Raw genomic sequence first — 24421 nt, 5'->3', positions numbered from 1 at the left:
TAGATTCTAATGATGGAATATCAGAAGCATCTTTAGTTTCTTTTGCAAGTTTATTAAGGCTAGCAGTTTTTGAACTTAAATCATCTTTAATAGCTTTAACTCTATCTTGTTCTTCTTGTAGCTTTTGGCTTATAGCTTCTAAAACTTTTTTAGCTTCTTTTACTTCTAATTCTAATTTTAGTTTTAGGTCATCTAATTTTGCTTTAGTTAGTTTTTTATCTAATTCAACAGCTTTAGCTAAGACTTCGTCTAACTTAGCTTTAGCTAAAGTTAGTTCACTTAAAGAATTAGCTTTATTAGCTAATTGGATTTTTTCTTTAATTTCTTTAATTAAAGTTTCGACTTCTGTAGCTAAATGTTGTGCTTCTAGTTCTTTGGCTTGTTTTTTGGTGTTTAATTTATTTTTTTGTGCTTCTAATTTAGCTAAAGATTCATCAATAGATTTTTTAATGTCATCTAAATTAAGTTCATTTGCACGTTTTGAATTTTCTTTTCCAGGAGTAGCTAGACTTTCAATTTCCTCAAGAGCTTTTTTAAGTTCATCTAAAGAATCGGCAGCATCTGTTTCTGTAATTAAAGTGTCTACTTGTTGTTTAAATCTATCAGCAAACTCTTTTAGAGCTTCTTTTTCTTGTTCAAGTGTTTGAACTTTAAGTTTATCTTCTAGTTTTTTAATAGTTTCATTTGCTTTATCGATAGCTTGTTTTAGTTCATTAGCTTCACTAAAAGCACCAAAATCTTTTAATTTTGGTTCTAATTTTTGTGATATATCTACTAATGATTTAAGTTCTTTAATTAGACTTTCAAATTCTGCTTTGGTGTTAGCTTTAGAAGCTTTATCAACTGCCTTATTAATTTTTTCAATTAAAGTTTTGGCTTCTTTTTTGATTTTTTCTAGATCTTTAATTTTATCTTTTTGCTTTTCTTTAGCAGCTGCTAAAGCATCTTTAGCTTCTTTAACAATTCCTTTAAGTAAATCTTTATCTTTTTGAAGTTCAACTTTTTTAGTGTCACTTTTTAAAGTCTTAATGCTTCTATCTAAAATCAGATCTAGCTCTTCACCAATTGCAATGTGCTTTTCTAGTTTTTTAATTTGATCTTCTAAATCTTCTAAACTTAAATTCTTATTGACGTTAGTAATACCAGTTTTTAGAGCTTTAACCAACTTTTGGATATAGTCCCTAAGTTTTTTGTATTGTTCATCAACATTAGCATCTCAAGTACTAGCTTCGCCACGTTCATGATCTTTAATGTCAACAATAACATCTGGTTTGTCTTTATTATAGATGCTAGGTTTGGATTTTTTACCATACTTAGCATATATAATACCAGCTACAGCTGCCGAAACAACTAGCACACTGGCTGTTGCTCCTACAATAATAGCTGTTTTCTTTTTCTTAATTGAGTTATTCATAAAACCTCTTTTTTGTTGTGTTTAAAATAATGCCTAATTATACCCAATTTCATATATATATATATATATATATATATATTGGTGTTTTTAGAGGTTTTTTGGTGATTTTAGGGCACTTTTGGGGAATTTTATCCCAAAAACTTTGAATTTTAAACAAACGTATTAAATATATTTATATTTAAAATTTTGGCCTTAAATAGCCAAAAAGGTAATAAAAATACGTTACTTTATGTAACGTTTATGCTGTTTATCTAACGTAATTATATAATTTTTGAAATCATATATATTAGTGCTGTTTCAGCTTTTAAAATTGTTCTAGTTAATCCTACTATCGCCACTTTTTTGGTGTTAGCTAGTGCAATTTCATCTTTCGCAAATCCACCTTCAGGGCCTACTATTAATAAAATATCTCCTGTTGGTTTAATTAAACCATTTTTGGTTTCGTTTTCATAGGCCAAAATTTTATTTTCAATTGAATAATTTAGCACTTGTTCAAAACTAAGTGTATTTTCAAGAGTTGGAATTATATTTCTAAAAGATTGTTGAGCTGCTTCTTTGATTATTTTGCCAAAGCGAGTGATTTTATTTTCGACATTAATATTAGATTTATCACAATATTTTGAAACAAAAGGAATAATCTTAGTAGCTCCTAATTCAACAGCTTTTTGTATAGCAATTTCAAAGTGATTTTGTTTAATCAAAGGTATAGCTACAACTAAGTCAAAATCTAGCTCATTATTAATTTCTAATTTTTGATTAATTATTGCTTTATTAGGTGTTTCATAATTACATAAATAAAATTCCTTATTATAATTAACTAAGAATTTTTCATTCTTAATTCTAATTACTTTTAAGTGTTTTTGTTGTTCTAAATCCAGTTCAAAATAATTATCTTTTTTAGTGTGGCAAAAAAATTTATACATAATAAGCAATTATATTGTTTTATAACTAAAATTGAAAAAAAAGAGGAATAACCCTCTTTTTGAATCTAATGATAATTTTCAAAAGAAACTAAAACTTCTTACATCGCCTTATTTTCTATCTGTTTTGAAAATTAAATCATTATCATCTGAATTGTATTCATTTTCTTTTAAATAAGAATTTGAATTTCTTGAAGCTGAAAGAGTTAAAAACTCTTGAGTCGCCTCAGTGTTATTTGTTTCAATATTATCCATATTGAAATCAGTTTTTGGTTGTTTTTTTATACCTGTAGCTATTACAGATACATAAACTTCACCTAATTTTTCTGAATCTTCATTTGGTATATCAGTAACTCCAAAAATTACATTGACATCATTACCTGCTAGTTCATTAAATTCACTAACAGCTTTATTAAAGTCATTTAAAGTGGTTTTGGCTGAAGCTGAAAAATACAGTATTGCATTTGAAGCGCCTACAATGTTTGATTCCATTATTGGACTGCTAATTGCACTTTTAAGTGCTTTAGAAGCAGCATTTTCACCATTAGCACTTCCGATTCCAACTAGTGTTTCACCACAGTTTTTGATCACTGTTTCTAAATCAGCTAGATCTAAATTAATTCTTCCGGGAATAGCAATTATATCCACAATTGTTCTAATAAATTGTTTTACAACATTATCAGAAACTTTAAAAGCATCATTAATTGAAGAATCACCATATGCTTCCAATAATTTATCATTAGATAAAATTATGTATGAATCCACATGTTTTTTAAGTTCTTCAATACCTTCTAGGGCAATTTTTTTTCGTTTATTTCCCTCAAATGAAAAAGGAGTAGTCACAATAGCAATTACTAATGCATTTTTTTCTTTGGCAGCTTTAGCTATAACTGGAGAAGCTCCGGTTCCGGTTCCTCCACCCATACCTGCTGTTATAACAACTAAATTAGCTCCATCTAATTTTTCCTTAATTTCTTGTAAAGAGTGTTCAGCTGCTTTTTTTCCAACTTCTGGATTAGCACCTGCACCTATTCCTCTTTTATCACCAAGAGCTAAAGTAAATGATGGATCAAATTTGTCTAGTATTTGTTTGTCAGTGTTAGCGACAATAAATTCTAGACCATCAATATTTTTTTCTAAAAGTGTTTTTATACTATTGTTTCCACCGCCACCAACACCTATTACTTTGATATTGGCAACTGAATTATAATTATCGTTGTGTGACATATATATTCTCCTAATTTAAATAACAAAAATTAATTCTTTAATTATAAGTTAATTAAGGGTTTATTTTTTGTAATTAAAAGAATAATTACTAAATTGTTCGGTGTCTACTACGAATAATTCGGAGGTGATAGTCATTTCTTTAATTGTGTTAGTGTATTGATTATCAATTAGATTTAGTAATCCCAACATTTCATAGCTAATGAAACTTTTTTTAGCTTCAATTAGCTTTCCATAAAACATTTTTAAATCTTCATCATTTAGCAAGACTTTTTTAAACATATTAAATTCTTGCGAAATGTTTAATTGAATATTATCTTTATTAATATTAAGTTTATTTGCATTTTCAATAATTACATTTGAAATTAAACTTAAATAATCTTTAACTATACTTTCAATTTCAAGCTCGTTGTCTGCATGCAGATTGTTTGCTCACAAATTAAGTTTAATTTTAGCTTCAGATTCGCTTAAATTTAGTTTATTTTGTAAATTATTGATTAAATAATTTAGTCCAAAATCTAATTTAAGTTCTAAGAAATTAACATAATTTTTTGAGATTTCTATTTTCAAGTGTTGGTTTGTTAATTTTAAAAAGGTAGCTACTCCATTTTTAAAATTATTACCATTAGAAATATTTTCTAAAAAATCATTGTCATACATTCTTATAACATTAAGATTGTTTTGTTTCATGAGGCTAAAAATCATTTTAGCTTCTTTTCAGTTTAATAAACTTAAACTAATTAATTTACGGTCATCAATTTTTGAAAAAATTTCATAACCGAATAGATAATAGCCATTTTCTTTTTCTAAATAATAAAGTTTTTTGGCTAAGTCTTCATTTGATAATTTATTTATAACATCATTTTCTTTCGAAATAATTTTTTTAGATATTTGATAGTTAATAGAATTTTTAATTACTATTACTACATTAGTTATTTTTGCTTTGATTAGTTCTTCAATTTCATTTTTAGTTCGATAAATAAAGTTATTTAAATAAGAAGGATTAGAATACAAATTTATTGCAGAATATTGATAGATAGGTAAATATCCAAGGTTAGTTTGTTTAACTACCTCTACAGAAATATACTCACTATCAAATTTATATGCTACAATAATTTGTTTTTTCATGCCTAACCTATCTTTGTAATAACTCTTAATTTTGCACTATGTGCTCTTTTGTTGATTTCCAATTCTTTTTTTGAAGGAAAAATGATTTTTTGTTTTCATTTTTTTTCAATTTGAATGGGAATTTTGTTTAAAGCTGGATCGTGATAGCTTAAATTTTGAAAAAATTTTTTAACTCTCACGTCTTCTTTACTATGGAAACTTATAATTGCGATTTTTCCATTTAAATTAATCAAATCACTTAGTTGATTTAGTAGTTCATCGAGTGCACCTAATTCATCATTAACTGCAATTCTTATGGCTTGAAATATGGCTTTTGAAGGGTTTTTTTGTCTGACTATTTTGGCAGGTAGTGCGCTTTTAATAATTTCATTTAACTCAAATGAAGTAGAAATTGGGCGATTCTTTATTATTGATTTCGCAACTAGTTTGGCTAGTTTTACATCACCATATTCATAAAGAATACGACTTAATTCTTCTTCGCTAAATTCATTAATTATTGTGTCAGCACTAATTTTGGCATCTTGGTCCATTCTCATATCCAGTTTTGTGTCATGAGAGTATGAAAAACCTCGTTCGATATCATCTAATTGAGGACTCGAAACTCCTAAATCAGCTAATATTCCATCAACACTTGTAATTCCTAGTTCGCCTAGTTTTGATTTTAAGTATCTAAAATCGCTTTTAACTATGCGATATGAATTACTAATTTCTTTAAGCTTTGGTTCAGATTCAATAATTGCTTGATTATCTTTATCAAAACATATTAATAACCCTGAGTTGTTAGCTTTTATTTTTTTTAGTATTTCAATACTATGACCTGCTCTACCCAAAGTTAAATCTACATAAATTCCACCTGGTTTTATAACAAGAGATTCAATAACCTCATTTAATAAAACCGGAATATGTGTTTTTATAATTTAACTCCTTGTTCAAATAATTTTTGAGCTAGATCGTCAATGTTGGTTTCATCTTCAAAATATTTTTCTTTTGCTTCATAAACTTCTTTAGCAAATATTTCACAGGTGTTACCTGTACCTATGAAGATTACATCTTTTTTGATAGCGGCTTTTGAAGCCAAATGTTTTGAAATGGTTATACGATTTGATTTATCTGGGCTAACCATTTCTGTATTAGCGAATATAAATCTACTTAATTCTCTTAAGTCTTTATTAAGTGAATTGTTATCTTCTAACTTAGATTTTAGTTTTTCGAATTCAGTTTTGTCTCTTAAAACAAGCTGTTTATCAAAACCAATAGTAACAAAAAAGTCTTTGCCTAGTTCTGCCAAAATCTTTGGCGGAACGACAATTCGGTTTTTGTCATCTAAGCTTCTTTCGTACTTGCCATACATTTCCACTTCCTCCCACTATCACCCATATTTTAGCATTTTTTATTTTGGTTGTTTGAAAATTTATTATTTTTTTTCGATTTTTTATTTTTATTTAATTTAAAGAGGAATTTTTTGGCGTTTTTGCAAATTAGGGATTAAAAAAATTAACATTTCAAATTCAATTTTGTTAAAATAGTATTTATGCTGGTTTAGCTCAGTTGGCAGAGCAATTGATTCGTAATCAGTGGGTCAGGGGTTCGATCCCTCTAACCAGCACCATAAGCTGATAAATAACGACTTTTTTAGGCATTTATTTATATTTTTAAAAATCTTAATTTTTTCATTAATAAAAAGTTTTTTTAGATTATAATAATTAAGCATTTCAAACAATAAATGCCGACTTAGCTCAGCGGTAGAGCAGCTGGCTGTTAACCAGTTGGTCGTTGGTTCAATCCCAATAGTCGGCGCCAGTTTGGCCCTATGGTGAAGTGGTTAACACATATGGTTTTCATCCATACATGCGTGGGTTCGAGTCCCGCTAGGGTCACCATTTTGGAGAATTAGCTCAGTTGGGAGAGCATTGCCCTTACAAGGCAAGGGTCGTGGGTTCGAGCCCCTCATTCTCCACCATTTGTTAAATACGCCTAATGCCTAAAGTGGCATTTTTTTATTGTTTTTTTTAGTTAATTTTAAAATAAAAAAAAGGAGACAAAAATGTCTCCACAAATAAATGATATGGTACGCGAGGAGGGACTTGAACCCTCACGCCGTAAAGCATTAGTGCCTAAAACTAACGTGTCTGCCAATTTCACCACTCGCGCATAATAATGGTGCCGTTTATAGGACTTGAACCTACGACCTACTGATTACAAGTCAGTTGCTCTGCCAACTGAGCTAAAACGGCTTGTGCACTATAATGCTTTATTATTATATATGAAAAAAAATATTTATTTTTAAAAAAATTAGCGCCTAAATTAATGCAAATTTTAGTTTAATTTATTAATAAATTATTATATTAATATTGGTATAATAAACCGTAACCAAAAGCCAAAGGAGAATTAAAAGTGTTTTATAAAATAAATAAACCTCGTGGAATATCAAGTTTTTTAGCAATTAAAAAATTTGCTAAAGAAAATAATATTAAAAAAATTGGGCACAGCGGTACTTTAGATCCTTTGGCTGAAGGTTTATTAATTGTGGCTAGTGATGATGATACTAAAGTTTTAAGTCATTTAATCGCTGATACAAAAGTATATTATGTTGAAGCTTCTTTACATTACATTTCAGCTAGTTATGATGAAGGTCAAGAAGTTTTTTATTTAGATAATAAACCAAAAATTAAAAAGCAAGAACTTTTAGAAGTTTTAAATAAAATAAAAAATACTAAATCACAAATACCACCTGCTTTTTCAGCTAAGAAAATAAATGGCAAACGAAGTTATGAATTAGCAAGAGAAAATATATTTAAAGATCTTTTACCTTGTCAAATTGAAATATATAGTTTAGATTTAATTGATTTTGATTATGAAAATCAAAAATTTATAATTGAAACAAAAGTTTCTAAAGGAACATATATTAGAAGTTTAGTTCACGACATTGGTCTAGCTTTAAATACTGATGCAATAGTTAATGTCTTAAAAAGAAAAGCAATAGGAAATATAAAACTAGACTTCCAAAATTTTTATGAGCCAATCGCAAATTTAGAAGACCTTTTTAGTGTAAAATTATATACGCTTAATAAAGATGAAATTGAACATATTAAAAACAAGCAATTGTTTTTGAATAGATTAATTGATGTAAATGATTGATGCATGTTTACATATAATAATGAAATTATAGGTTGAGGTAAAATAAAAAACGGTGAAATAGTCTTTGATAAGATTATTGGTAACCGTGTATTTTCTAACCCCAATACCCTAAAAGGAGTAAGTAATGAATAATAAATATAAAATGGTAGTATTTGATATCGATGGTACGTTGTTACCTTTTGGAATTGATGAACTTAGCCCTAGAATGAAAGAAATGTTTAGAAAATTAAAAGATGCTGGATATATTACAGTACTTTGTTCTGGAAGAGATATTTTTACAGTTGGAAAACAAATTGATAATCCATATGTAGATTATTTTGTAGGAGCTAATGGAACTTTTATTCTTGATTTAAAAACTAAGGAATATATTTTTGAAGAAACAATAGAATATTCTGATTTCACTAAATTTAGAACTTTTGCAGAAGAAAATAAATTACCTTTTTCTTTTGTTGGTGATAAATGAGGTTATTATAATGATCTATTTAATATTAACCATTGATTTTACTTACCTTATAAAGAAAAATTTATTTCTGAAAAAGAATTTGAATCTAAAAATGATAAGAATTATTTAATTACTGTAAGTACTAATGAACCAGAAAAATTATCAAAAAAATTGAATCAGTTTTTTGAAAAAAATAACATGAATATGTGAGTTCTAGCCATTTGAAGTGGAGGTGTGTTTTTATCTTCAAAGGGTATTACTAAAGCAACCGGTTTAAGCATTTTAGGTCAACTTCTAGGAATTAAAATGGATGAAATGGTAGCATTCGGAGATTCTGAAAATGATATTGAGATGCTACAACACGTAGGTTTAGGTGTAGCTATGGGTAATGGTGGCGATAGTACTAAAAATGTGGCTAATGAAATTTGTTTACCAGTAACAGAAGATGGACCTTATTTCAAATTAAGAGAGAAAAAATTTTACGACTAGGTCGTATTTTTTTATTTAATTAAAGTAAAATTATTTAATATGACAGTTTTTGATTGAAATTTTAAAGATGTTTTCGATATAAAAGAAAACATCATCATGATTCTAGGTTCATTTGAAACTTTACATTTAGGTCATTATGAACTAATAAAAGCAGCAAAAGCTAAAAAAGAAATTTTGGCAGATGCTAAAATTGGCATAATGCTTTTTAGTGCACCTTATAAAAATAATAAACAGCTTCAAAAAAAAGCATTTCAAACTAAAGTCAGATTATTTAGTTTATATAATCTTGGCATTGATTATGTTTTTTTAGTTCAAAGTACACAAGATAATTTAAATACTAGTCATAAAGACTTTATTAATAATTTAAAACAAAATAAAGTTATTGAAGTAATTTGTGGACCTGATTTTAGATTTGGTTTTAGAAAACTAGGAGATATCAATTACTTAAAAAAACACTTTGAGCTCAATTTAATAAATGAAAGAAAAGTACAAAAGAAAAAAATATCTTCTTCATTAATTAATGAATTAATTGAAGAAGGTAATATTAGTGCTGCTAATAGTTTATTAATAGATAAATATGCATTTGTTTGTAGTATGGAAAATTTCAAATATGAATATCCAAAACAACTAAATAAATTAAAGTGCGGAATATATATTGTTAATGTAGTTATTAATGATATTGAATATCATGGCTTAACTAAAATTTCACTTGAAACTACCGAAGAAGACCAAAAAAATAATGAATTATACTTTTTTGATCTTAGTGTAATTCCTTCTAAATATCAAGATATTTATATTGAATTTGAATTACCAATTCGTTTTATTGGCACTAATCATGAAAATAACATTAATGAAAATGATATTGATACAGCTAGACAATGATTTTTAAATAAATAAGCATCCAATTTTTAAAAAAGGATGCTTTTATTTTAATTTTTTGGCTAGTTCTATAAATTCCAGAGCATTTAAAGAGGTTTTACCAACTAAATAACCTGATAAACCTAAAACCCTTTCCAGGTCGTTAACACTATTTAAATTAACTGATCCACCATATAAAATTGGAATATTTTTTGGCACAATAGTATGAATAAAATCAATAACTTTTTGAATATGACTAATTTCAGGAATAATTCCATTACCAATACAATAAACTGGTTCATATGAAATTATGATATTTTTATAATCTTTTATTTCCGCTAAGGCTTCAGTGATTTGTGTTTTTATTACTGATAGTGTTTGATTATTATCAAATTCTTCTTTAGATTCACCTACACATAAAATTGGGCGTACATTCATGTCTAGTAGGTGTTTAATTTTTTTATTAATAAAAGTATTAGTTTCATTAAACATTTGTCTTCTTTCTGAATGACCTATAATAACAAAATCGATATTCGCTTCTTTAGCTAATTTCAAAGACACTTCTCCTGTATATGCACCCGTTAGTTCGTAAAATATATTTTGTAATCCAAATAAATATGAACGTTCAGGGTTTTGATAAGCTAAATAAGCACTATCAAAAGAAGGAGCAATTCCTATTTTTATATTACTTAATTCTTTTTTTGATTGATTTAATAAATACTCTAAAGCTTCAATGTAAGCTTCAGTGTCTAAAAACGTTTTATTCATTTTGAAATTTCCAATTAAATATTTCATAAAACACTCCTTAATTATATTTATCCTAAATGAATTGCTAATAATCCTGCAATTAAAATAACACTTGAAATTAATATTAACAAATATGAAGATAAATTAGTAGTTTCTTCCAAGTTTTTTTTCAATAGTTTTTTAGTTTGTTCATTATTATATGCTTGTCTTTCTTTATTTAAAATACGATCCTTTTCATGTTGAGTCATATAAGGTGTATATTTCTTTTTAGCTCGTGAAGAAATTTTAGCATTGTGTACATAAGTTGAAAATGTTTTTATTATTCCTTTTCCTAAACCTTTTCTAAAAGCTATAACCATTAAAGAAACTGCTAAAACTAAAACTGTGCCCACAGTAATTCCATTAGACCAATTCATTTTTTTTAGAGTTTCTTTACCAAAAAAGCCGATTAATAAAATAAAAAGCAACATGATAAATAAAGATACAAAAAAATAAATAATTGTTGTTTTTGTTCAACTATTGTTTCAATATGCTCTAGCTTTTGATGTTGCAAAATTCTTATTCATTTTTTTATACTTTCTATAATATAAAAGAATTATACTTTAATCAATTTGTTTATTTAGGATTAAATTTAAAACTAAACAAAAAAATACTAGCCATTTATTATTGATTGACTAGTATTCTTAATTAATTAAATATAGTTTGTTATTTTTTTGTATATTTATTGTCAGTTCACAATTTAACTTGGGCTTCTGTACCATAAATATAGTGATTATCATCAATTTTAAATGTTTCAGGCACATTTGGGAATTGTTGTTCATAAATATAATCAAGAGCAAAAGAAACATTTTGAAATTTTTCATTTGCATTTGAAATTTTTGGTATAGCTTTGAATAAATTAATAGTATAAGGGTGTAAAGGTTTTGAATAAATGGCTTCTGTGTTACCACTTTCAACAATTTTTCCTAAGTGCATTATTTGAACATTGTCTGCCACATATTCAATCATACTTAAATCATGAGCTATAAAAATTAAACCAATATTTTTCTTAACACATAATTCTTTTAGTAAATTAACAACTTGCGCTTGAATTGAAATATCAAGAGAAGCAATCGGCTCATCGGCTACAATTACTTTAGGTTCGGTAATTAAAGCACGAGCAATAACAATTCTTTGCAATTGTCCACCACTAAATTCGTGTGGATAACGGTATGCAAATTGTTTTAAAAGCCCAACGTCTTCTAATGAACGATAAATAATAGTTTTATATAAAAGTTCTGAAATTAAGTATTTAGCAATAAAAAATGATATTTTATAATCAAATATGTTAAATCTTTTAACTCATTTAGAGCTAATGTCATTGTCAGGATGATTTTGTTTAGTTAAGTTTAGTTCAACTCATTTATTATCTATTCCTAATAATATATAAATGTTTTTAATATCGCGGTTTAAATATTTCTTTTCAATATGGAATGATTTTAAGGTATCTTCTTTTAAAGAAACATCAGAGTGATACATTTTTAAAGTTGTATCTAAATCTTTTTTAATTTGAGCAATTTTGGCTTCTAGTTTCTTTATAGCTTTTTTATCTGTTTTTGAAATGGTTTGAAGTTGAATTTTTAGTGTATCAATCTTGGCATTATAATGTTTTTTAACAAATTCAAAGAACTCTAATTTGAATTTTTCATACATTTCGTTGCAATAATCTTGCAGTGCAACTAAATTATTATATTCATCTTTTTGTTCTTTAATTTGGTTATATAACTCTTCGATTGTTTGTTTATAACTTACTAAAAAGTCTGCTCTACCTTTTTCATATATTTTTTTAGCTTTTTCTAAGTCTTTTTGAGCTTCTTGTAATTGTTCTTGTGAGTATTCTGGACTATCTTTAATTGCTAATTTAGCATTTACTTTTTGAATTTTGTCATTTATATCTGCAAATTTTTTAGCTCATTCTTGAGTGTTTTTATCTGATATTTTTTTATAAGAATCAAACTTAAAATTAAATTCTTTTTCTAGCATTTGAACAATATCTAATTTTGAAGTCTTAGTATATTCAATTTTGATTAGTTTATTTTCATAAAAATCTTTAACATAATCTTCTAATTCTCTAACTAGTTTTTTAATATCTTCAAAATCTAGCAGTTTTAAAGATTTTTGCAATTCTTTTAAAATTTCAATACGCTTTTTAAATAAGTATTCATTTTTTAGGTTATATAAATAGAACTCTAAATTGGTAGACATTAGTTTTGCTATATTAACAAGTGTTTTTTCATGTTTATTTTCAACACGATAGTTATAAAAAGTATTTTTTGATTCTCTTAATTTATCTTTATATGAATGTTCAAGTTCTTTTTTAGTTTTAAGAAGTTCATGTTTTTGTTTTAATAAATCAAATCTATTTTTTGAAATAGTATTTAGTATTTTAATTAACGCGTATTTTTTCTTAGCTTTATCATAATCTAATTCTTCTTTACTTAAGTCTTGATTACGATACTTTGCTTGCATTTGGTAATAGTATTCAATCAATGTTGAAGAGTTCGAATACATATTATTAATAATAGCGCTTTCCATTTGTTGTTTTTCTTCTAAATAAGCATAAAATGATGAAAAATTATCTTCGATACTTATTTCTTCTTCAAATCCAAAGTCCTTAAAAATATTTTGTCATTTTGAAAAGAAAGGTCTAGCTAATTTATTAATTTCTTTGTAATTTTGTAATTCAAGTTTCATTGCTTGAATTTGGAAAGTATACTTAAAATTCTTTTTTACATCCAACCAGTCAGCAAAAATATCATCAATTCTACTTTTCATAATGCCATTAACTAATAAAGGCTCTTTTAGAATGGTATAAATATTTTGTTGACTATTTAATGAAGCATGTGGATCTTGGAAAATCATTTGCACATTTTTACGTAAATATTTTTTTAGAGAATAACTAATATTTTTTCCTGAAATTATTTTATCTTCTAATCTAACAAAGCCGTTATATTCATCATATAACCTTAATATTGTTCGACCTACTGTGGTTTTTCCCGAACCTGATTCGCCAATTAAACCAACAATTTCGCCTTCGTGAACATCAAAAGATACACCATCAACTGCTTTGTTGATGACACCTTGATTAACGAAGTATTTTTTTAAATTATCAATTGATAATATTACTTTACGGTCATTATTGTTTTTCATTGTTAAATGCTTTCTTAAATAAATCTAAACGTTTTTTTAGGTCATTAGATAATTCAATTTTAGGAGCTTCTGGACTTAAAAGTCAAGTAGCTGCTGAATGTGTTTCAGTAATTGGTATTAATGGTGGTTCTTTAATGTAATCAATTTCTAAGGCATAATCATTACGTGGAGCAAAAGGATCACCGACTGGTAAATTGGCCATATCAGGAGGAGTACCTTTGATATTAAATAATTTTTCATCTTTTGATTCAGGTATAGCTGAAATCAGCGCTCATGTATAAGGGTGTGCAGGATTTGTAAAAATTTCTTGCTTAGTTCCTTTTTCAACTATTCTTCCAGCATACATAACATAAATGTAATCGCAGAATTTAGCAATAACTGATATATTATGGCTGATTAGAATAATTGAAATACCCATTTCTTGTCTAATGTTTTCAAATAAAGCTAAAACACTAGCTTGAACAGTAGGATCTAAAGCAGTAGTAGGCTCATCCGCTATTATCAAATCAGGTTTTAGTGCAACTACCATTGTAATTACAATTCTTTGTTTCATTCCACCTGATAAGGTATGAGGATAAGCACTAAAAATCTTTTCAACATCTCTTAGACCAAAAGTTTTAAGTAATCCTAATAAATATTCTTTCTTTTGAGTATAAGTTGCATCAAGTCAATCTGCATTGTTGTTTAGTGCATCTAATAGTTGTTTACCAATTGTTCTAGTTGGATTAAGTGAAGTTAAGGGGTCTTGAGGAATATATCCTATTTTTTGACCTCTAACTAGTTGTCAATATTTTTCTTTTTTTAGAATTCCACTTAATTCTAAGTTTCCTATTTGGATCTTATCGGCACTTACCAAACCATTTTCATTAACGTTAATTAAAGTTTTTGAAGTAACTGATTTTCCAGAACCAGATTCACCTACTAAACCAACTATTTGACCTCTATTTACATCAAGATCAACACCTCTAACAATATGAATGGTTTTTTTTCTGCCAACAGGGAAACTCACATGTAAGTTTCTTACTTCTAAAAGTTTATTAGTTTCTAGAGTATCAGAAGCTTTAATTTTTTCAAATAATTTTGAGCTTTTATTAAAGAATTTTTCTTTTTTTGTAACTTGATTAGCTTTTGAGGCTTTGGTTGTTGTCTTATTATTGCTTTTTTTATTGTTATTAATTATTTTTTTTGGCTTTTGGTTTGTTTCATTGGTAGTTTTCATGATTATTTTCTCTTTCCTTTAGACATAACTCTTGGATCAAGAGCATCATGAATTCCAAGTGCCATAAAGTTTAATGATAATGATAATAACAATAGTATTAGTGTTGGTAATAAGATAATTCAAATGTTTGCGCCAGCTTCGGATGCATTTTCAATTAATATTTGACCTAAGTTAGTTTCACTTGGATCTTTAAAAAATCCTAAAAATGCTAATGAAGCTACTCATAAAATAACTGCAGGAACGTTTTTAACAAATGCATTTGCAATTTTTCCGATTATTGCTGGTAAAGCGTGAACAAATATTTGTCTTGCATTCGAAGCACCAATAGCTTTGGCTGCAATAATGTATTCTTCATTTTTAACTGTAATTACATACATTCTTGTTATTCCAACAAACACAGGTCATCCAGCAATTGACATAGCTAAAATTAATGAAACTTGTTTTGTACCAAATAAAGCTACAAATATTAAAATTCAAATAATAGTTGGAGGTGAATTAAATATATCAATAATTCTCATTATTATGGTATCAATCATTCTTCCAGCATAGAAACCTAAGATGGCTCCTAATGTAATACCGAATGCAGCTTGAATGATGGTTGTAATAATTGCTATTTCAATACCTCTTCAAGTAGCATATCAAGTAGTTATTCAAATATCATATCCTGCTGATGTAGTTCCTAAATAAGTTTTTAAAACAGGAATACTAGCGTTTATTTTGCTAAATTCAACTGCTGCATCTTTACCTTCATTAACAGCTTTGACTAGTTCTTGATTTAAGATTGCTGCTCTAAATAAATGATAGGCATCATAAGTTAAAATTTGATTGATATCACCGTTTGGAAGAGAAATATATTCTAGTTTAGTTGAATTAAGAAAGAAAGCAAACCACTCATTTCATTGCGCTTGTTGGCTAGCTGGAAGTGCTGCTATATTACTCTTGAGGTTATTTCAAAATTTAAAGACCTCATCAGTATTATCAACAGTTTTAGAAATTATTGGCTTATATATTGGAGGTAATGATTTAATAAATGAATAGTCATTAATTAATCTATTAGGTTGATAAGCAGCAATGCCTCTTGCCGGAATTATCAAAGAAGATAAAATAATGAAGCTAAAAACTATTAATGAAATTATAACAACAGGATTAGAAAAGAACCTTTTTGTTATTTCAACTAGCATTTTTTTAGGTCTGCCAGCTATAGAGGAATTTTGAATTCTATTTTCTTCTGATACAAAAGAAAATTTCTTAGATAGTTCAGAACTAATTTTATACTTTTTGTTAAAGTCTTTAATCTGGGTTTCGACATTATTTTCCATAAAGTTCTAACCTACCTTTCTATATTTTGACTTTCGTTGGCCATTTTAACTTGAGCTTGTTGAGCAAATAAATCTTTTTCTAGTTTTTTTCTTTCTAGATATGCCTTAAAGAATAATCAATAATTTCTTTTGCTTTTAGCAGCATATGTAATTTTAGGGTCCAGAACAGCAAACATAACATCGACGATAATTTCAGCTAATAATGCTAATCCTGTAAAGAATATAGTTGAAAACATGATTATATTGATTTCACCAGTAGGGAATGATCTGGCAATAACTTGACTAGTTCCAGGAACATCTCAGTATTTTTCAATAATAATTGAGCCGGATAATAACCCTAAAAATGAACCAAATAATAAACTAAATAAAGGAATGGAGATATTTCTTAGTACATATTTAAAAAATATTTGTGTTGGTTTTAGCCCTTTTGTTTTAGCAATTAAAACATAATTAGAAGTTAGAACAGTAATAACTTGGTTTCTTGTATAACTCACATATACTGCCATTGAAGTTAAAGTAATTATTGTTATTGGTGGAAGATATGAAAGAAATAGTTCACCAAATGATGGATTAAGTTCTTCTCTAGGTACTGTAATACTTATACCTAATTGTAATGAAATAGTAATTAAAATTGGTGCCAAAATAAATGATGGAACGGCAACAAAGATTAATACAAACAAATTAGCTCCTGAATCAAATAATTTTCCGCGTTTGTAACCTGCAAATATACCTATCGTGATACCAAAAATAGCACTAATTATAAATGCCGGAAATGTAATTCTAATTGAATATTTTAGTGGTGAAAAAAACAGTTTTTGAATTGTTGTAAATTCAGATGGGTTAGGATTATTGCTTGGATTAATTACATAACCAAAATCCCCTTTAAATGCATTACCTATATATTTAAAATATCTAACAATAATAGGAATGTTATTACCATTTGCATCTACAAGGCCGTGTTTTTGACCAAGTTCAATTGTAATTTCTTGCAAAGTCTTAGTGTTTTTAGGATCAGCAAATCTTTTTTCTGCTAAATCCTTGACCGGCGAAGTCCCAAAAACACTCACTAAAATATAAACAACTAAGGTGATAATAAATAACGCAAGAATAGCAAAAGCTATTCTCTGTAATATATATTTAAACATTTATAAACCTAAAATTTTATTTGACTTTTCAGTCTAAGTAAACTGATACACCTAGTGATAATGAATCAGGAACAACAAAATGTTTTTGAACTAAAATTCTTCCAAATTCTTCTTTAGATTTGAAAATTCCATGAGTAAAGTTAATGTTGAAATATGAAGTTAACTCTGTCATTAATTCCACGATTTCTTCATTTGTTTTAGAAGAAATGTAATTTAATCAGAATCTTGATGATCATTCTCATGCATCTGTAGCATGTTTTCCTGGTGCTGGTGTATATCTTTTAGCTTTATTGTTAGCATCTCTTTCTAATCTATATACATTATTTGAATCTTTTTTAAATTCATAGTATGCTACATTTGGTAGACTTTGGCCTTTAAATCTATTTTCAATTAAATGAATATCTTCAAAAGGAACTGAAGCAACTCATTCATTTCCAGGTTGTTTTTCATAAGTTAGAATGTCTTTTGATAGTTGATATAACTTTGGATAAAAAGTTTGAATTTTTTTGTTTTTATCCCCTGCATCATTTTTAGCTATTCATGTTAATGTAGGAATAAAGTTTGCTTGTCATGATAAACCATCATATCCTGAACCAACTGAATCATAGTCATATGCTCAACTTATGAAATTAGCTCCATTGGCTCCTTCTGCTCTATATTGATTAAATTCAGTTTTAGCACTATCTGTAACTGCCACTAATTTAAAATCTAATCTTGGATTTAGTTCTTTGAATGTTTTTAATAATTGTTCAAAAGCATTTTTTTGTTGTGCTGTAATGTTTATATATGGGTAAAAGTAATTGAATTCAAAGTTTTTATCTTTTAATGTAGGATTATTTTTATCAAATTCATCAATTAATTTTTGAAGTTCTTCTTTAATTTGATTAAATCCAGCTGATTTTAATTTCTCTGTAACATCAGAAAAATCTTTAACGTATTCAGCATTTTCAGTAGGTTCTAGTGAGTCACCATATTTACCAAAATCGACTTTTTTAGTTCCATCGGCTTGAATTGCGAATAATGAATTAATTTTGTTTTCAGCATTAGCAGGAGTTTTAAGGTTTGAAGTTTTTTGGTTTGAACCTCCAATTGATGAACCATCAGCAACTTTAGCTATTCATGATTTAGCTTGACCGCTATTTGCTTCTGAAGCTAATTGATCTCAGTTTATAGCTGCATTGTATAATGTTCTAAAAACTAATCCAGTACCTGAAATATATGTTTCAGGATCATTTGTACCAGCTTTTAGTTCATCTAAGGTTCCACCATACATTAATTTTGCAAACGCATCATTAAAACCGTATTGACTAAGGTTTTTACTCAAAGGTGCAACAAATGGCTGTGATAACATTGAATAGTATGGTATTGACCTATTTAAAGGTTTGATGTATCTTAAACCATATTTTTCACTAGCTTTTTGCATTTCGTCTTTTTGGTTTTCTTTTAATTGACTAAATGCAATGTTTGATAAACTTTTTTGTTTATATTTATTAAATATTCTTTGAGCAAAAGTGTCTGCATCAACAGGTGTTGGTTGATATATGAAAACAATTTCTTCAATAGTATTATCATCTTTTACTCAAGCTTCATCTCAATAATGTTTGTTCTTCTTGAATTTTTGTTCTTGACCTGATTGAGGAGTTAAATAATATGGACCTACATATAATAAATCTTTTTGGCTTATAGCATATCAATATGCACCTGATTTATAAGCTAGTGAACTCTTATCTAATTTTTTAACTTCTTTTTCAAATTCCTTGGTTTTATCATCACTAATGCCTAAGTAGTTATATACCTTAAATTTAGCATCTTCATTCATTTCATCTAGGTATTGTGAAGGTGCTGGCATTAATTCATAAGTTTTTATTATTATTTCATTAAATAATTCAAGGAATTTTGCTTTTTGGGTTGGCAGTTTTTCAAATGTAACTGCTTTAGTTTCTGAATTAGCTAATTTTTGAAGAAACTTATCTTCTTCAAGAAATTTAGAAGAATCTATACCAAATAATGGATACAAGTAATCATTATCATATGAATCTTGACTAGTAAAATAATTTTCTGTGTCTTTAGATACAGATTTAGCAGCTAAATCATCTAATTCTTTACTTCCGCCATATTGTTGTCTATGTATATCTTTTATTAAATAAGTTCTTAATCATGAATAATAAAAATCTTTTGCTTGAACTTCATATTTTGTTGCTTTTCCGTTTGAATCAACTCACTTTACACCCTTACGGATAACGAATTGAACTTTAACAGCACTATTCATTTTTTCATCAAAATTAGCACTATTAATTGACCTTTGATTGTCAGATCTTAAGTCAACCGAAGGACTTGAATAGTATTTTTTACCTTCAATAGTAACATCACCTTCTGGTTTAATGTCTGCTTCATCATTGTCAAAAACATGAATGTTACCATGTTCATCTGTTACATGAATTTCTGAAGCTAATTCTAATTTATTTTTTTGTCATGTTGGCTCCAAAATCAACCTCTGGCTTTTTTGATTTCCACTAGAATCATTAGTTAAGATACCAACAATTTTAGGTTCATTTAAAGTTGCCTTTCTTATTAAACCAACTGATGTTTGATGTCTTGTTGAGGTTTCTAGGTAACTACCAAATGATCTAGAAGCATCATAAAAAAATGGTTTATTTTCTATTTTAGAGTTATATTCATAAACATATCTTCTTTTATTAAAACCACTACATGAAGCTGCTGCTAAAGGAACAGTTGTTCCGAGAAGTGTAGCAAGTGAAACTAATCACAATTTTTTATTTTTTTTCATTTCTATCTCCATAACTTTCATAATTTCTATTTGTTAAAAATGTCTTTGAAATTATGAAATAATTATAAATTATTTTTGACTTTTTATTGCCAATTTAAAGCCATATTTAAATAATTTTTTAACCTTTTTTAGTTTGTAATTTAAATGTTTTTTGAATGGTAAATCATCTTAAAAGGAAATTTAGCTTGAAGAGTTTTAGATCTTATTTGTTCAATATAACAAAATTGAACTATGTACCTCTAAGCCATAATTCTTGGTTGATTTATATTTTTTAAAATACATTTAGTAAACTTTTAATATTTATTACTATAATTTTTAATTAAAAATATTTAAATAACTATAAATTCCACCAAGAATCTTGTTCTTATAAATTGCATTAATGTCTGCATTTATAATAATATTCTTGTCAAAATTCATAATTTCCATGTCAAAAAACACAGCATTGTCTGATGCTGAGAACATAATTGAATTTAGGTTAGTTTTCAAATGTTCTTGTTTCATGTTTTTCCTTTTAATGTATATATGTTAACATTTTTTATCAAAAAGTGCAAGAAAAAATCGAAAAAAATCACCTAATAACAATTTTCTAGTTGTTTTAAAGACCTTATAAATGCCTAAAACATTTTTGAGTATGGGCTAATTATTAACGCAAAACATTTATAAATTTTAAATTTTTACATTATTGTCTATAAATAATTGGCATGTAAAAAATTTATGCTATAATAGTATTAATTCAACAAGCTCTGATTGTTGGATTAACTTAGTTAATGTCTTATCCGAGCATAAAAGCTTATTTCACTGAATAATTAAAACAGGGTCTGCGGAGCCTGATTTTTGCTATTTTATGGTAAAATTTTAACTATGAATTCAAGAACAAAAAAAATAATTTTTAACGAGCATAAAGACAATATTAAATGAGAAATATATTTTATGTCTTTAGCTAAACTAAGTGCCTTAAGGTCAAAAGATCCTACTACTAAAGTAGGTGCATGTATTGTGAGCCCTCATAATTATGTAATATCACTGGGATATAATGGTATGCCAACAAGTTTTAATAGTCAAACAATTAATAATGATGAAATGTTCCCATGAAATAGACCTAGTGAATCACAAGATGTGCTAAATTCTAAATATACGTATGTCGTACATGCTGAAGCTAATGCCATTATTAATGCTAATTTAACTAATTCAAAAATTGAACCAGGATCTTCAATTTTTGTAACTCATTCGCCTTGCTATCATTGTGCTAAACTAATTGTACAATCAAAGATTTCGAAAGTTTATTATGCAGTAGCATACAAAGAACAATCTGATGATTTTAAAGCGTCTGAAAAAATATTTGAAACGTTTGGTATTCAATGCATTAAGATTGAAAAAGATTTTGATTTAGATTTTAAGTTATCTAATGAGCAATAATAACTTAATTCTTTATTAATTCAAGCATCTGATTAGATGCTTTTTTTATAAATAAAAATCGCTTAAACTTTAATGTTTAAACGATAAGAGATTATTTATTGGTTATTAGTTATTTTATTAAAAATTAAATGTCTATTTTGATAAATATAAGCATAATCTTCAACCTTAAATATTTGGCCATTGATAGCTACATTTTCATAATTAAATATTAAAAAATAGTAAAATTCATCTTCAAAAGTTTTAGGGTTTTTTAATAACTTGCTTTTTCAGTCCTTATAAGTATATCTTCATTTTCAGTTTCTGTTTTTTTGATTTGGTGTCTCTGAAATTAAACTTATATTTAAATCAATTGTAGCCTTAAGAGAATGAAATAGATCTTCATTTTCGCTTGAACTAATGTTTTCAAAAACACTTTCTTTTAAAGTTTTATTTTTTTGGCTTCAAATTTGGAATTCTTTATTTATTTTAGTTATATTAGCCAATAATATAGCACAAATTACTAGCATACCAATCGATAAACCAGATGCCATAAACGGTAGATAAAAAATTGTGTTTCATGAGTGATTAATTATTAAATTAATTATATATACCAAACTAAAGCTTAATGATAACATGATTAACACTGCAGAAACTAATAAAAAACTTAAAACAAATATAAATAGTTTATTAATCTTATTTTTAAAAGTTTTAAAGAATGAATGCTGCACAACTATATTTTTATTTATAAAAATTTTTGAAGCCCCTTGTTTAATTAGAATTCCTTTATATTCATTAAAAAATACAAGCATAAAAATTAGCACAAAACAAATAAATAATATAATGCTTAGTATTGAAAATCTGTTTGATAAAAATTTAGCTATTTTTATATCAATCATGAATTACCCTCCTTTAGAAAATAAATTTTAGTTGCCTTTTATAATCTAATTTTACAATAAAGTTTTTTATTTGTTGACTTTATATTTTTTGCAAATAAAAAATCTCTACTGTGAGATTCTTAAGTAATATATCAAGTGCAAAACAAAATATACTTATACTTTTTTTGTTAAATAACACAAAATTAGGAAGTTTTTTGCTTTTATTATTCTTTTAGTAGTTTCAAAAATTCTCTTCGATTTTGAAACAAAAAAGCATAATCTTCAACCTTAAATATTTGGTTATTAATAGCTACATTTTCATAATTAAATATTAAAAAATAATAGAGATAATCATCAAAATTTCCTTCTTTAAGCTTTAAGAGCGCTCTTTTAATTTTTTTAAATTTTAGCTTAAATGTAGCATCATATTGATTATATATTTTTGTAATAAAAGACATTTTTAAATTTTTGGAATCATTAAATAAATTTAAAAGTTCTTTATTATTATCACTAGTATCTAAATGTTCAAATAATTTATTACCGGTTTGTTCATTTTTAGATTTTCAAATATTTATTTCTTTATGAATTATTTTAATTTTGAATAAAACCATTAAACAAGTTGAAAAAATAGCAATTCCAAAGGAAAAAGAAGCAATAGCTCATATAGCTCAAAATGAATTAATACCATCAAATAAAAAACTCAATATTGTAACCAAGGAAATAATTGAAATGGTAATTAAGAAAATTGAAATTATTGAAAAAGTTATTATAAATATATAGATTTTTCTTACTTCTTTAAAAAAAGTATTAAAAAAGTTTTGATTTACTTTAGTTTTGTTTTTCAAAAATATTGACGATGCATCTTTTTTTATCATAATTGTTTTTACTTTAAATGAAATGTAGAAAATGAAAGTACAAAAAAATAATATAATTACCACTGTATGAATTACTAAAAAAGCAATATTCAAGTTTTTAGTTAAGTTGAGTGTCATTATTTAAAATTTCCTTTATAAAACTTAAAAAGTACACACTGTCAAATCTTGTTGAATTTATATAAATTTTTTCATAATTAAACAATAAAAAATATAGCAATTTATTTATATCTATAGCGCCATTATGAAAAAAATTCTTCTTTTGTTTTGTATATTTTTTAGTAAAAAAGTGCTTTTCAGTATTTTTAAATTTTGCTATTTTAATTGTTATATCTTCATTTAAAATTAAGCTTTTAAACTGATTAAAATTTTCAGGTAAATTTATTTCAAAATTATTATTTTTTATTTTATTATTTTCCTTTTTTCAATCTTTTAGTACTTTAGAAATCCTATGTATCTTAATAATATTTATTATTAATATTCATAATGGTTCAATTAATAATAAATAATACAGAAATACATAAATTAAATCTTGTGAATTAATTTTTTCTATATTGGATAAATGAATGGTCAATAAAGCTATGGGTAAACTTATACAAAACAAAATTATTATTGATATTTCAATATATAAAAATCAATAAGATTTCTTAATAAGTGAATCAAAGATATTAAAAACCTTATCAGGTAATTTAATAAAGTCGTTCAAAATATATTTTTTTGATTTAATCTTAAAATTCTCAATAAAAGCAGTTTTTTTATTAATAGAAATTAAAAAATAAAGTGTTATCGAATGATAGAAAATGAGCAATACAAAAGTTGTTATTAATGTAATTATAAATGTTGACATTTAAATTTCCATCTTAGTCTTAATATATTTATCATTTTACATGATTAAAGATAAAAAAATACGAAATCCAATTTTGGATTTCATTTTAAAATTTATTATGTTGTATATTTTCTAAAAATAAAGATTGCTAAAACACAAATTGTTATTATTTTTAGGTTTTATAAATACTTTATATATTTAGATTTTTATTTTGATTAGCAATAAAAATTTTTTTATTAAAACAAATAGCGATTGGAACATAAATAACCATGATTGTTATGAAATAAATAAAAAACACAATAAAGCTTTAAACATGTCCCCTATTAGTGGACAAATCAATTAAACCTTTCTCATGTAATGACACGGAGAGAGGTTTTTTAGTTTAATTTGTATTCTAATATTATTATAGTAATTTATAAAGTCAGTAATTAGC

The 24421-nt window shown here is 26.2% G+C and carries 22 protein-coding genes and 6 tRNA genes; 8 read left to right on the top strand and 20 right to left on the bottom strand.

Translation table 4 applies throughout. The features are described from left to right. The 6 genes from OF364_RS02765 to OF364_RS02740 form a co-directional block, all read right to left on the bottom strand. A partial coding sequence (locus OF364_RS02765; protein WP_263774106.1) for a hypothetical protein occupies window positions 1-1414 on the bottom strand: 1414 nt, incomplete at its 3' end. Between the two features lie 260 nt (window positions 1415-1674). Continuing rightward, window positions 1675-2337 (bottom strand): 16S rRNA (uracil(1498)-N(3))-methyltransferase, encoded by a 663-nt coding sequence (locus OF364_RS02760; protein WP_263774105.1) that lies wholly within the window; start codon window positions 2335-2337, stop codon window positions 1675-1677. 108 nt (window positions 2338-2445) lie between these two features. After that, window positions 2446-3561: a cell division protein FtsZ gene (gene ftsZ, locus OF364_RS02755; RefSeq protein ID WP_205850978.1), complete on the bottom strand. Its 1116-nt coding sequence runs from the start codon at window positions 3559-3561 to the stop codon at window positions 2446-2448. Between the two features lie 60 nt (window positions 3562-3621). Continuing rightward, window positions 3622-4686, bottom strand: a complete 1065-nt coding sequence (locus OF364_RS02750) for a hypothetical protein (protein ID WP_263752741.1) — start codon at window positions 4684-4686, stop codon at window positions 3622-3624. 2 nt (window positions 4687-4688) lie between these two features. Then, entirely contained in the window at window positions 4689-5588 is a 900-nt protein-coding gene (gene rsmH, locus OF364_RS02745; protein ID WP_404824620.1) for a 16S rRNA (cytosine(1402)-N(4))-methyltransferase RsmH, read from the bottom strand. An 8-nt stretch (window positions 5589-5596) separates the two neighbouring features. Further along, window positions 5597-6037, bottom strand: coding sequence for a division/cell wall cluster transcriptional repressor MraZ (locus OF364_RS02740; RefSeq protein ID WP_205850980.1), 441 nt, complete (start codon window positions 6035-6037; stop codon window positions 5597-5599). Between the two features lie 182 nt (window positions 6038-6219). On the opposite strand from OF364_RS02740, the gene OF364_RS02735 reads away from it, so the two are divergent. The 4 genes from OF364_RS02735 to OF364_RS02720 all read left to right on the top strand — a co-directional run bounded on the left by OF364_RS02735 (window position 6220) and on the right by OF364_RS02720 (window position 6646). Beyond that, window positions 6220-6295, top strand: a tRNA-Thr gene (locus OF364_RS02735). A gap of 116 nt (window positions 6296-6411) precedes the next feature. Next, window positions 6412-6486 (top strand) — tRNA-Asn (locus OF364_RS02730). A gap of 4 nt (window positions 6487-6490) precedes the next feature. Beyond that, window positions 6491-6566, top strand: a tRNA-Glu gene (locus OF364_RS02725). Between the two features lie 4 nt (window positions 6567-6570). Beyond that, window positions 6571-6646: transfer RNA gene (locus tag OF364_RS02720), tRNA-Val, on the top strand. 106 nt (window positions 6647-6752) lie between these two features. Here OF364_RS02720 and OF364_RS02715 read toward each other — a convergent pair. Next, window positions 6753-6837: transfer RNA gene (locus OF364_RS02715), tRNA-Leu, on the bottom strand. 7 nt (window positions 6838-6844) lie between these two features. Continuing rightward, window positions 6845-6920 (bottom strand) — tRNA-Thr (locus OF364_RS02710). 160 nt (window positions 6921-7080) lie between these two features. Between OF364_RS02710 and OF364_RS02705 the strand changes: the two genes are divergently transcribed. The 3 genes from OF364_RS02705 to OF364_RS02695 are packed head-to-tail and all read left to right on the top strand — an operon-like array spanning window position 7081 to window position 9652. Beyond that, the gene (locus tag OF364_RS02705; RefSeq protein ID WP_263774104.1) at window positions 7081-7956 is read left to right on the top strand and encodes a tRNA pseudouridine(55) synthase; all 876 of its coding nucleotides are present in this window, start codon (window positions 7081-7083) and stop codon (window positions 7954-7956) included. Further along, window positions 7949-8755 (top strand): YcsE-related riboflavin metabolism phosphatase, encoded by an 807-nt coding sequence (locus OF364_RS02700; RefSeq protein WP_263752744.1) that lies wholly within the window; start codon window positions 7949-7951, stop codon window positions 8753-8755. The genes OF364_RS02705 and OF364_RS02700 overlap by 8 nt, the downstream gene beginning before the upstream one ends. A 39-nt stretch (window positions 8756-8794) precedes the next feature. Next, complete coding sequence (locus OF364_RS02695; RefSeq protein ID WP_205850983.1) at window positions 8795-9652, top strand: FAD synthase; 858 nt, start codon at window positions 8795-8797, stop codon at window positions 9650-9652. Window positions 9653-9679: 27 nt separating this feature from the next. Here the strand turns inward: OF364_RS02695 and OF364_RS02690 are convergent, their stop codons facing one another. The 8 genes from OF364_RS02690 to OF364_RS02655 all read right to left on the bottom strand — a co-directional run bounded on the left by OF364_RS02690 (window position 9680) and on the right by OF364_RS02655 (window position 20521). Then, a complete protein-coding gene (locus OF364_RS02690; RefSeq protein ID WP_263774102.1) occupies window positions 9680-10408 on the bottom strand; it encodes a triose-phosphate isomerase in 729 nt (242 codons plus the stop codon). Window positions 10409-10428: 20 nt separating this feature from the next. Continuing rightward, a complete protein-coding gene (locus tag OF364_RS02685; RefSeq protein ID WP_263774101.1) occupies window positions 10429-10926 on the bottom strand; it encodes a hypothetical protein in 498 nt (165 codons plus the stop codon). 139 nt (window positions 10927-11065) lie between these two features. Beyond that, window positions 11066-13549: an ATP-binding cassette domain-containing protein gene (locus OF364_RS02680; RefSeq protein ID WP_205850986.1), complete on the bottom strand. Its 2484-nt coding sequence runs from the start codon at window positions 13547-13549 to the stop codon at window positions 11066-11068. Beyond that, the gene (locus tag OF364_RS02675) at window positions 13536-14768 is read right to left on the bottom strand and encodes an ABC transporter ATP-binding protein (RefSeq protein WP_241006039.1); all 1233 of its coding nucleotides are present in this window, start codon (window positions 14766-14768) and stop codon (window positions 13536-13538) included. The genes OF364_RS02680 and OF364_RS02675 overlap by 14 nt, the downstream gene beginning before the upstream one ends. Before the next feature lie 2 nt (window positions 14769-14770). Continuing rightward, the gene (locus tag OF364_RS02670; RefSeq protein ID WP_205850987.1) at window positions 14771-16087 is read right to left on the bottom strand and encodes an ABC transporter permease; all 1317 of its coding nucleotides are present in this window, start codon (window positions 16085-16087) and stop codon (window positions 14771-14773) included. A gap of 11 nt (window positions 16088-16098) precedes the next feature. Next, window positions 16099-17232, bottom strand: a complete 1134-nt coding sequence (locus tag OF364_RS02665; protein WP_205850988.1) for an ABC transporter permease — start codon at window positions 17230-17232, stop codon at window positions 16099-16101. A gap of 16 nt (window positions 17233-17248) precedes the next feature. Next, entirely contained in the window at window positions 17249-20020 is a 2772-nt protein-coding gene (locus tag OF364_RS02660; RefSeq protein WP_263752756.1) for an OppA family ABC transporter substrate-binding lipoprotein, read from the bottom strand. Window positions 20021-20335: 315 nt separating this feature from the next. Continuing rightward, entirely contained in the window at window positions 20336-20521 is a 186-nt protein-coding gene (locus tag OF364_RS02655) for a hypothetical protein (RefSeq protein WP_205850990.1), read from the bottom strand. Window positions 20522-20881: 360 nt separating this feature from the next. On the opposite strand from OF364_RS02655, the gene OF364_RS02650 reads away from it, so the two are divergent. Continuing rightward, window positions 20882-21436, top strand: a complete 555-nt coding sequence (locus tag OF364_RS02650; protein ID WP_263752758.1) for a deoxycytidylate deaminase — start codon at window positions 20882-20884, stop codon at window positions 21434-21436. Between the two features lie 95 nt (window positions 21437-21531). On the opposite strand, the gene OF364_RS02645 is transcribed toward OF364_RS02650, so the two are convergent. From OF364_RS02645 to OF364_RS03085, 4 genes are all read right to left on the bottom strand, one after another. After that, window positions 21532-22311, bottom strand: a complete 780-nt coding sequence (locus OF364_RS02645; protein WP_205850991.1) for an MAG0920 family protein — start codon at window positions 22309-22311, stop codon at window positions 21532-21534. A gap of 203 nt (window positions 22312-22514) precedes the next feature. Then, window positions 22515-23282, bottom strand: coding sequence for an MAG0920 family protein (locus OF364_RS02640; protein ID WP_263774100.1), 768 nt, complete (start codon window positions 23280-23282; stop codon window positions 22515-22517). Next, window positions 23263-24009, bottom strand: a complete 747-nt coding sequence (locus OF364_RS02635; RefSeq protein ID WP_263774099.1) for an MAG0920 family protein — start codon at window positions 24007-24009, stop codon at window positions 23263-23265. Before OF364_RS02635 ends, OF364_RS02640 begins: the two co-directional genes overlap by 20 nt. Window positions 24010-24327: 318 nt before the next feature. Continuing rightward, entirely contained in the window at window positions 24328-24405 is a 78-nt protein-coding gene (locus OF364_RS03085; protein ID WP_373422514.1) for an IS3 family transposase, read from the bottom strand. Between the last annotated feature and the right edge of the window lie 16 nt (window positions 24406-24421).

Source organism: Mycoplasma enhydrae (assembly GCF_025779955.1).
Classification (GTDB): domain Bacteria; phylum Bacillota_I; class Bacilli_A; order Mycoplasmatales; family Metamycoplasmataceae; genus Metamycoplasma; species Metamycoplasma enhydrae.
Note: the sequence above shows the minus strand (reverse complement) of the source record. Positions and strands in the feature narration are given on the sequence as shown.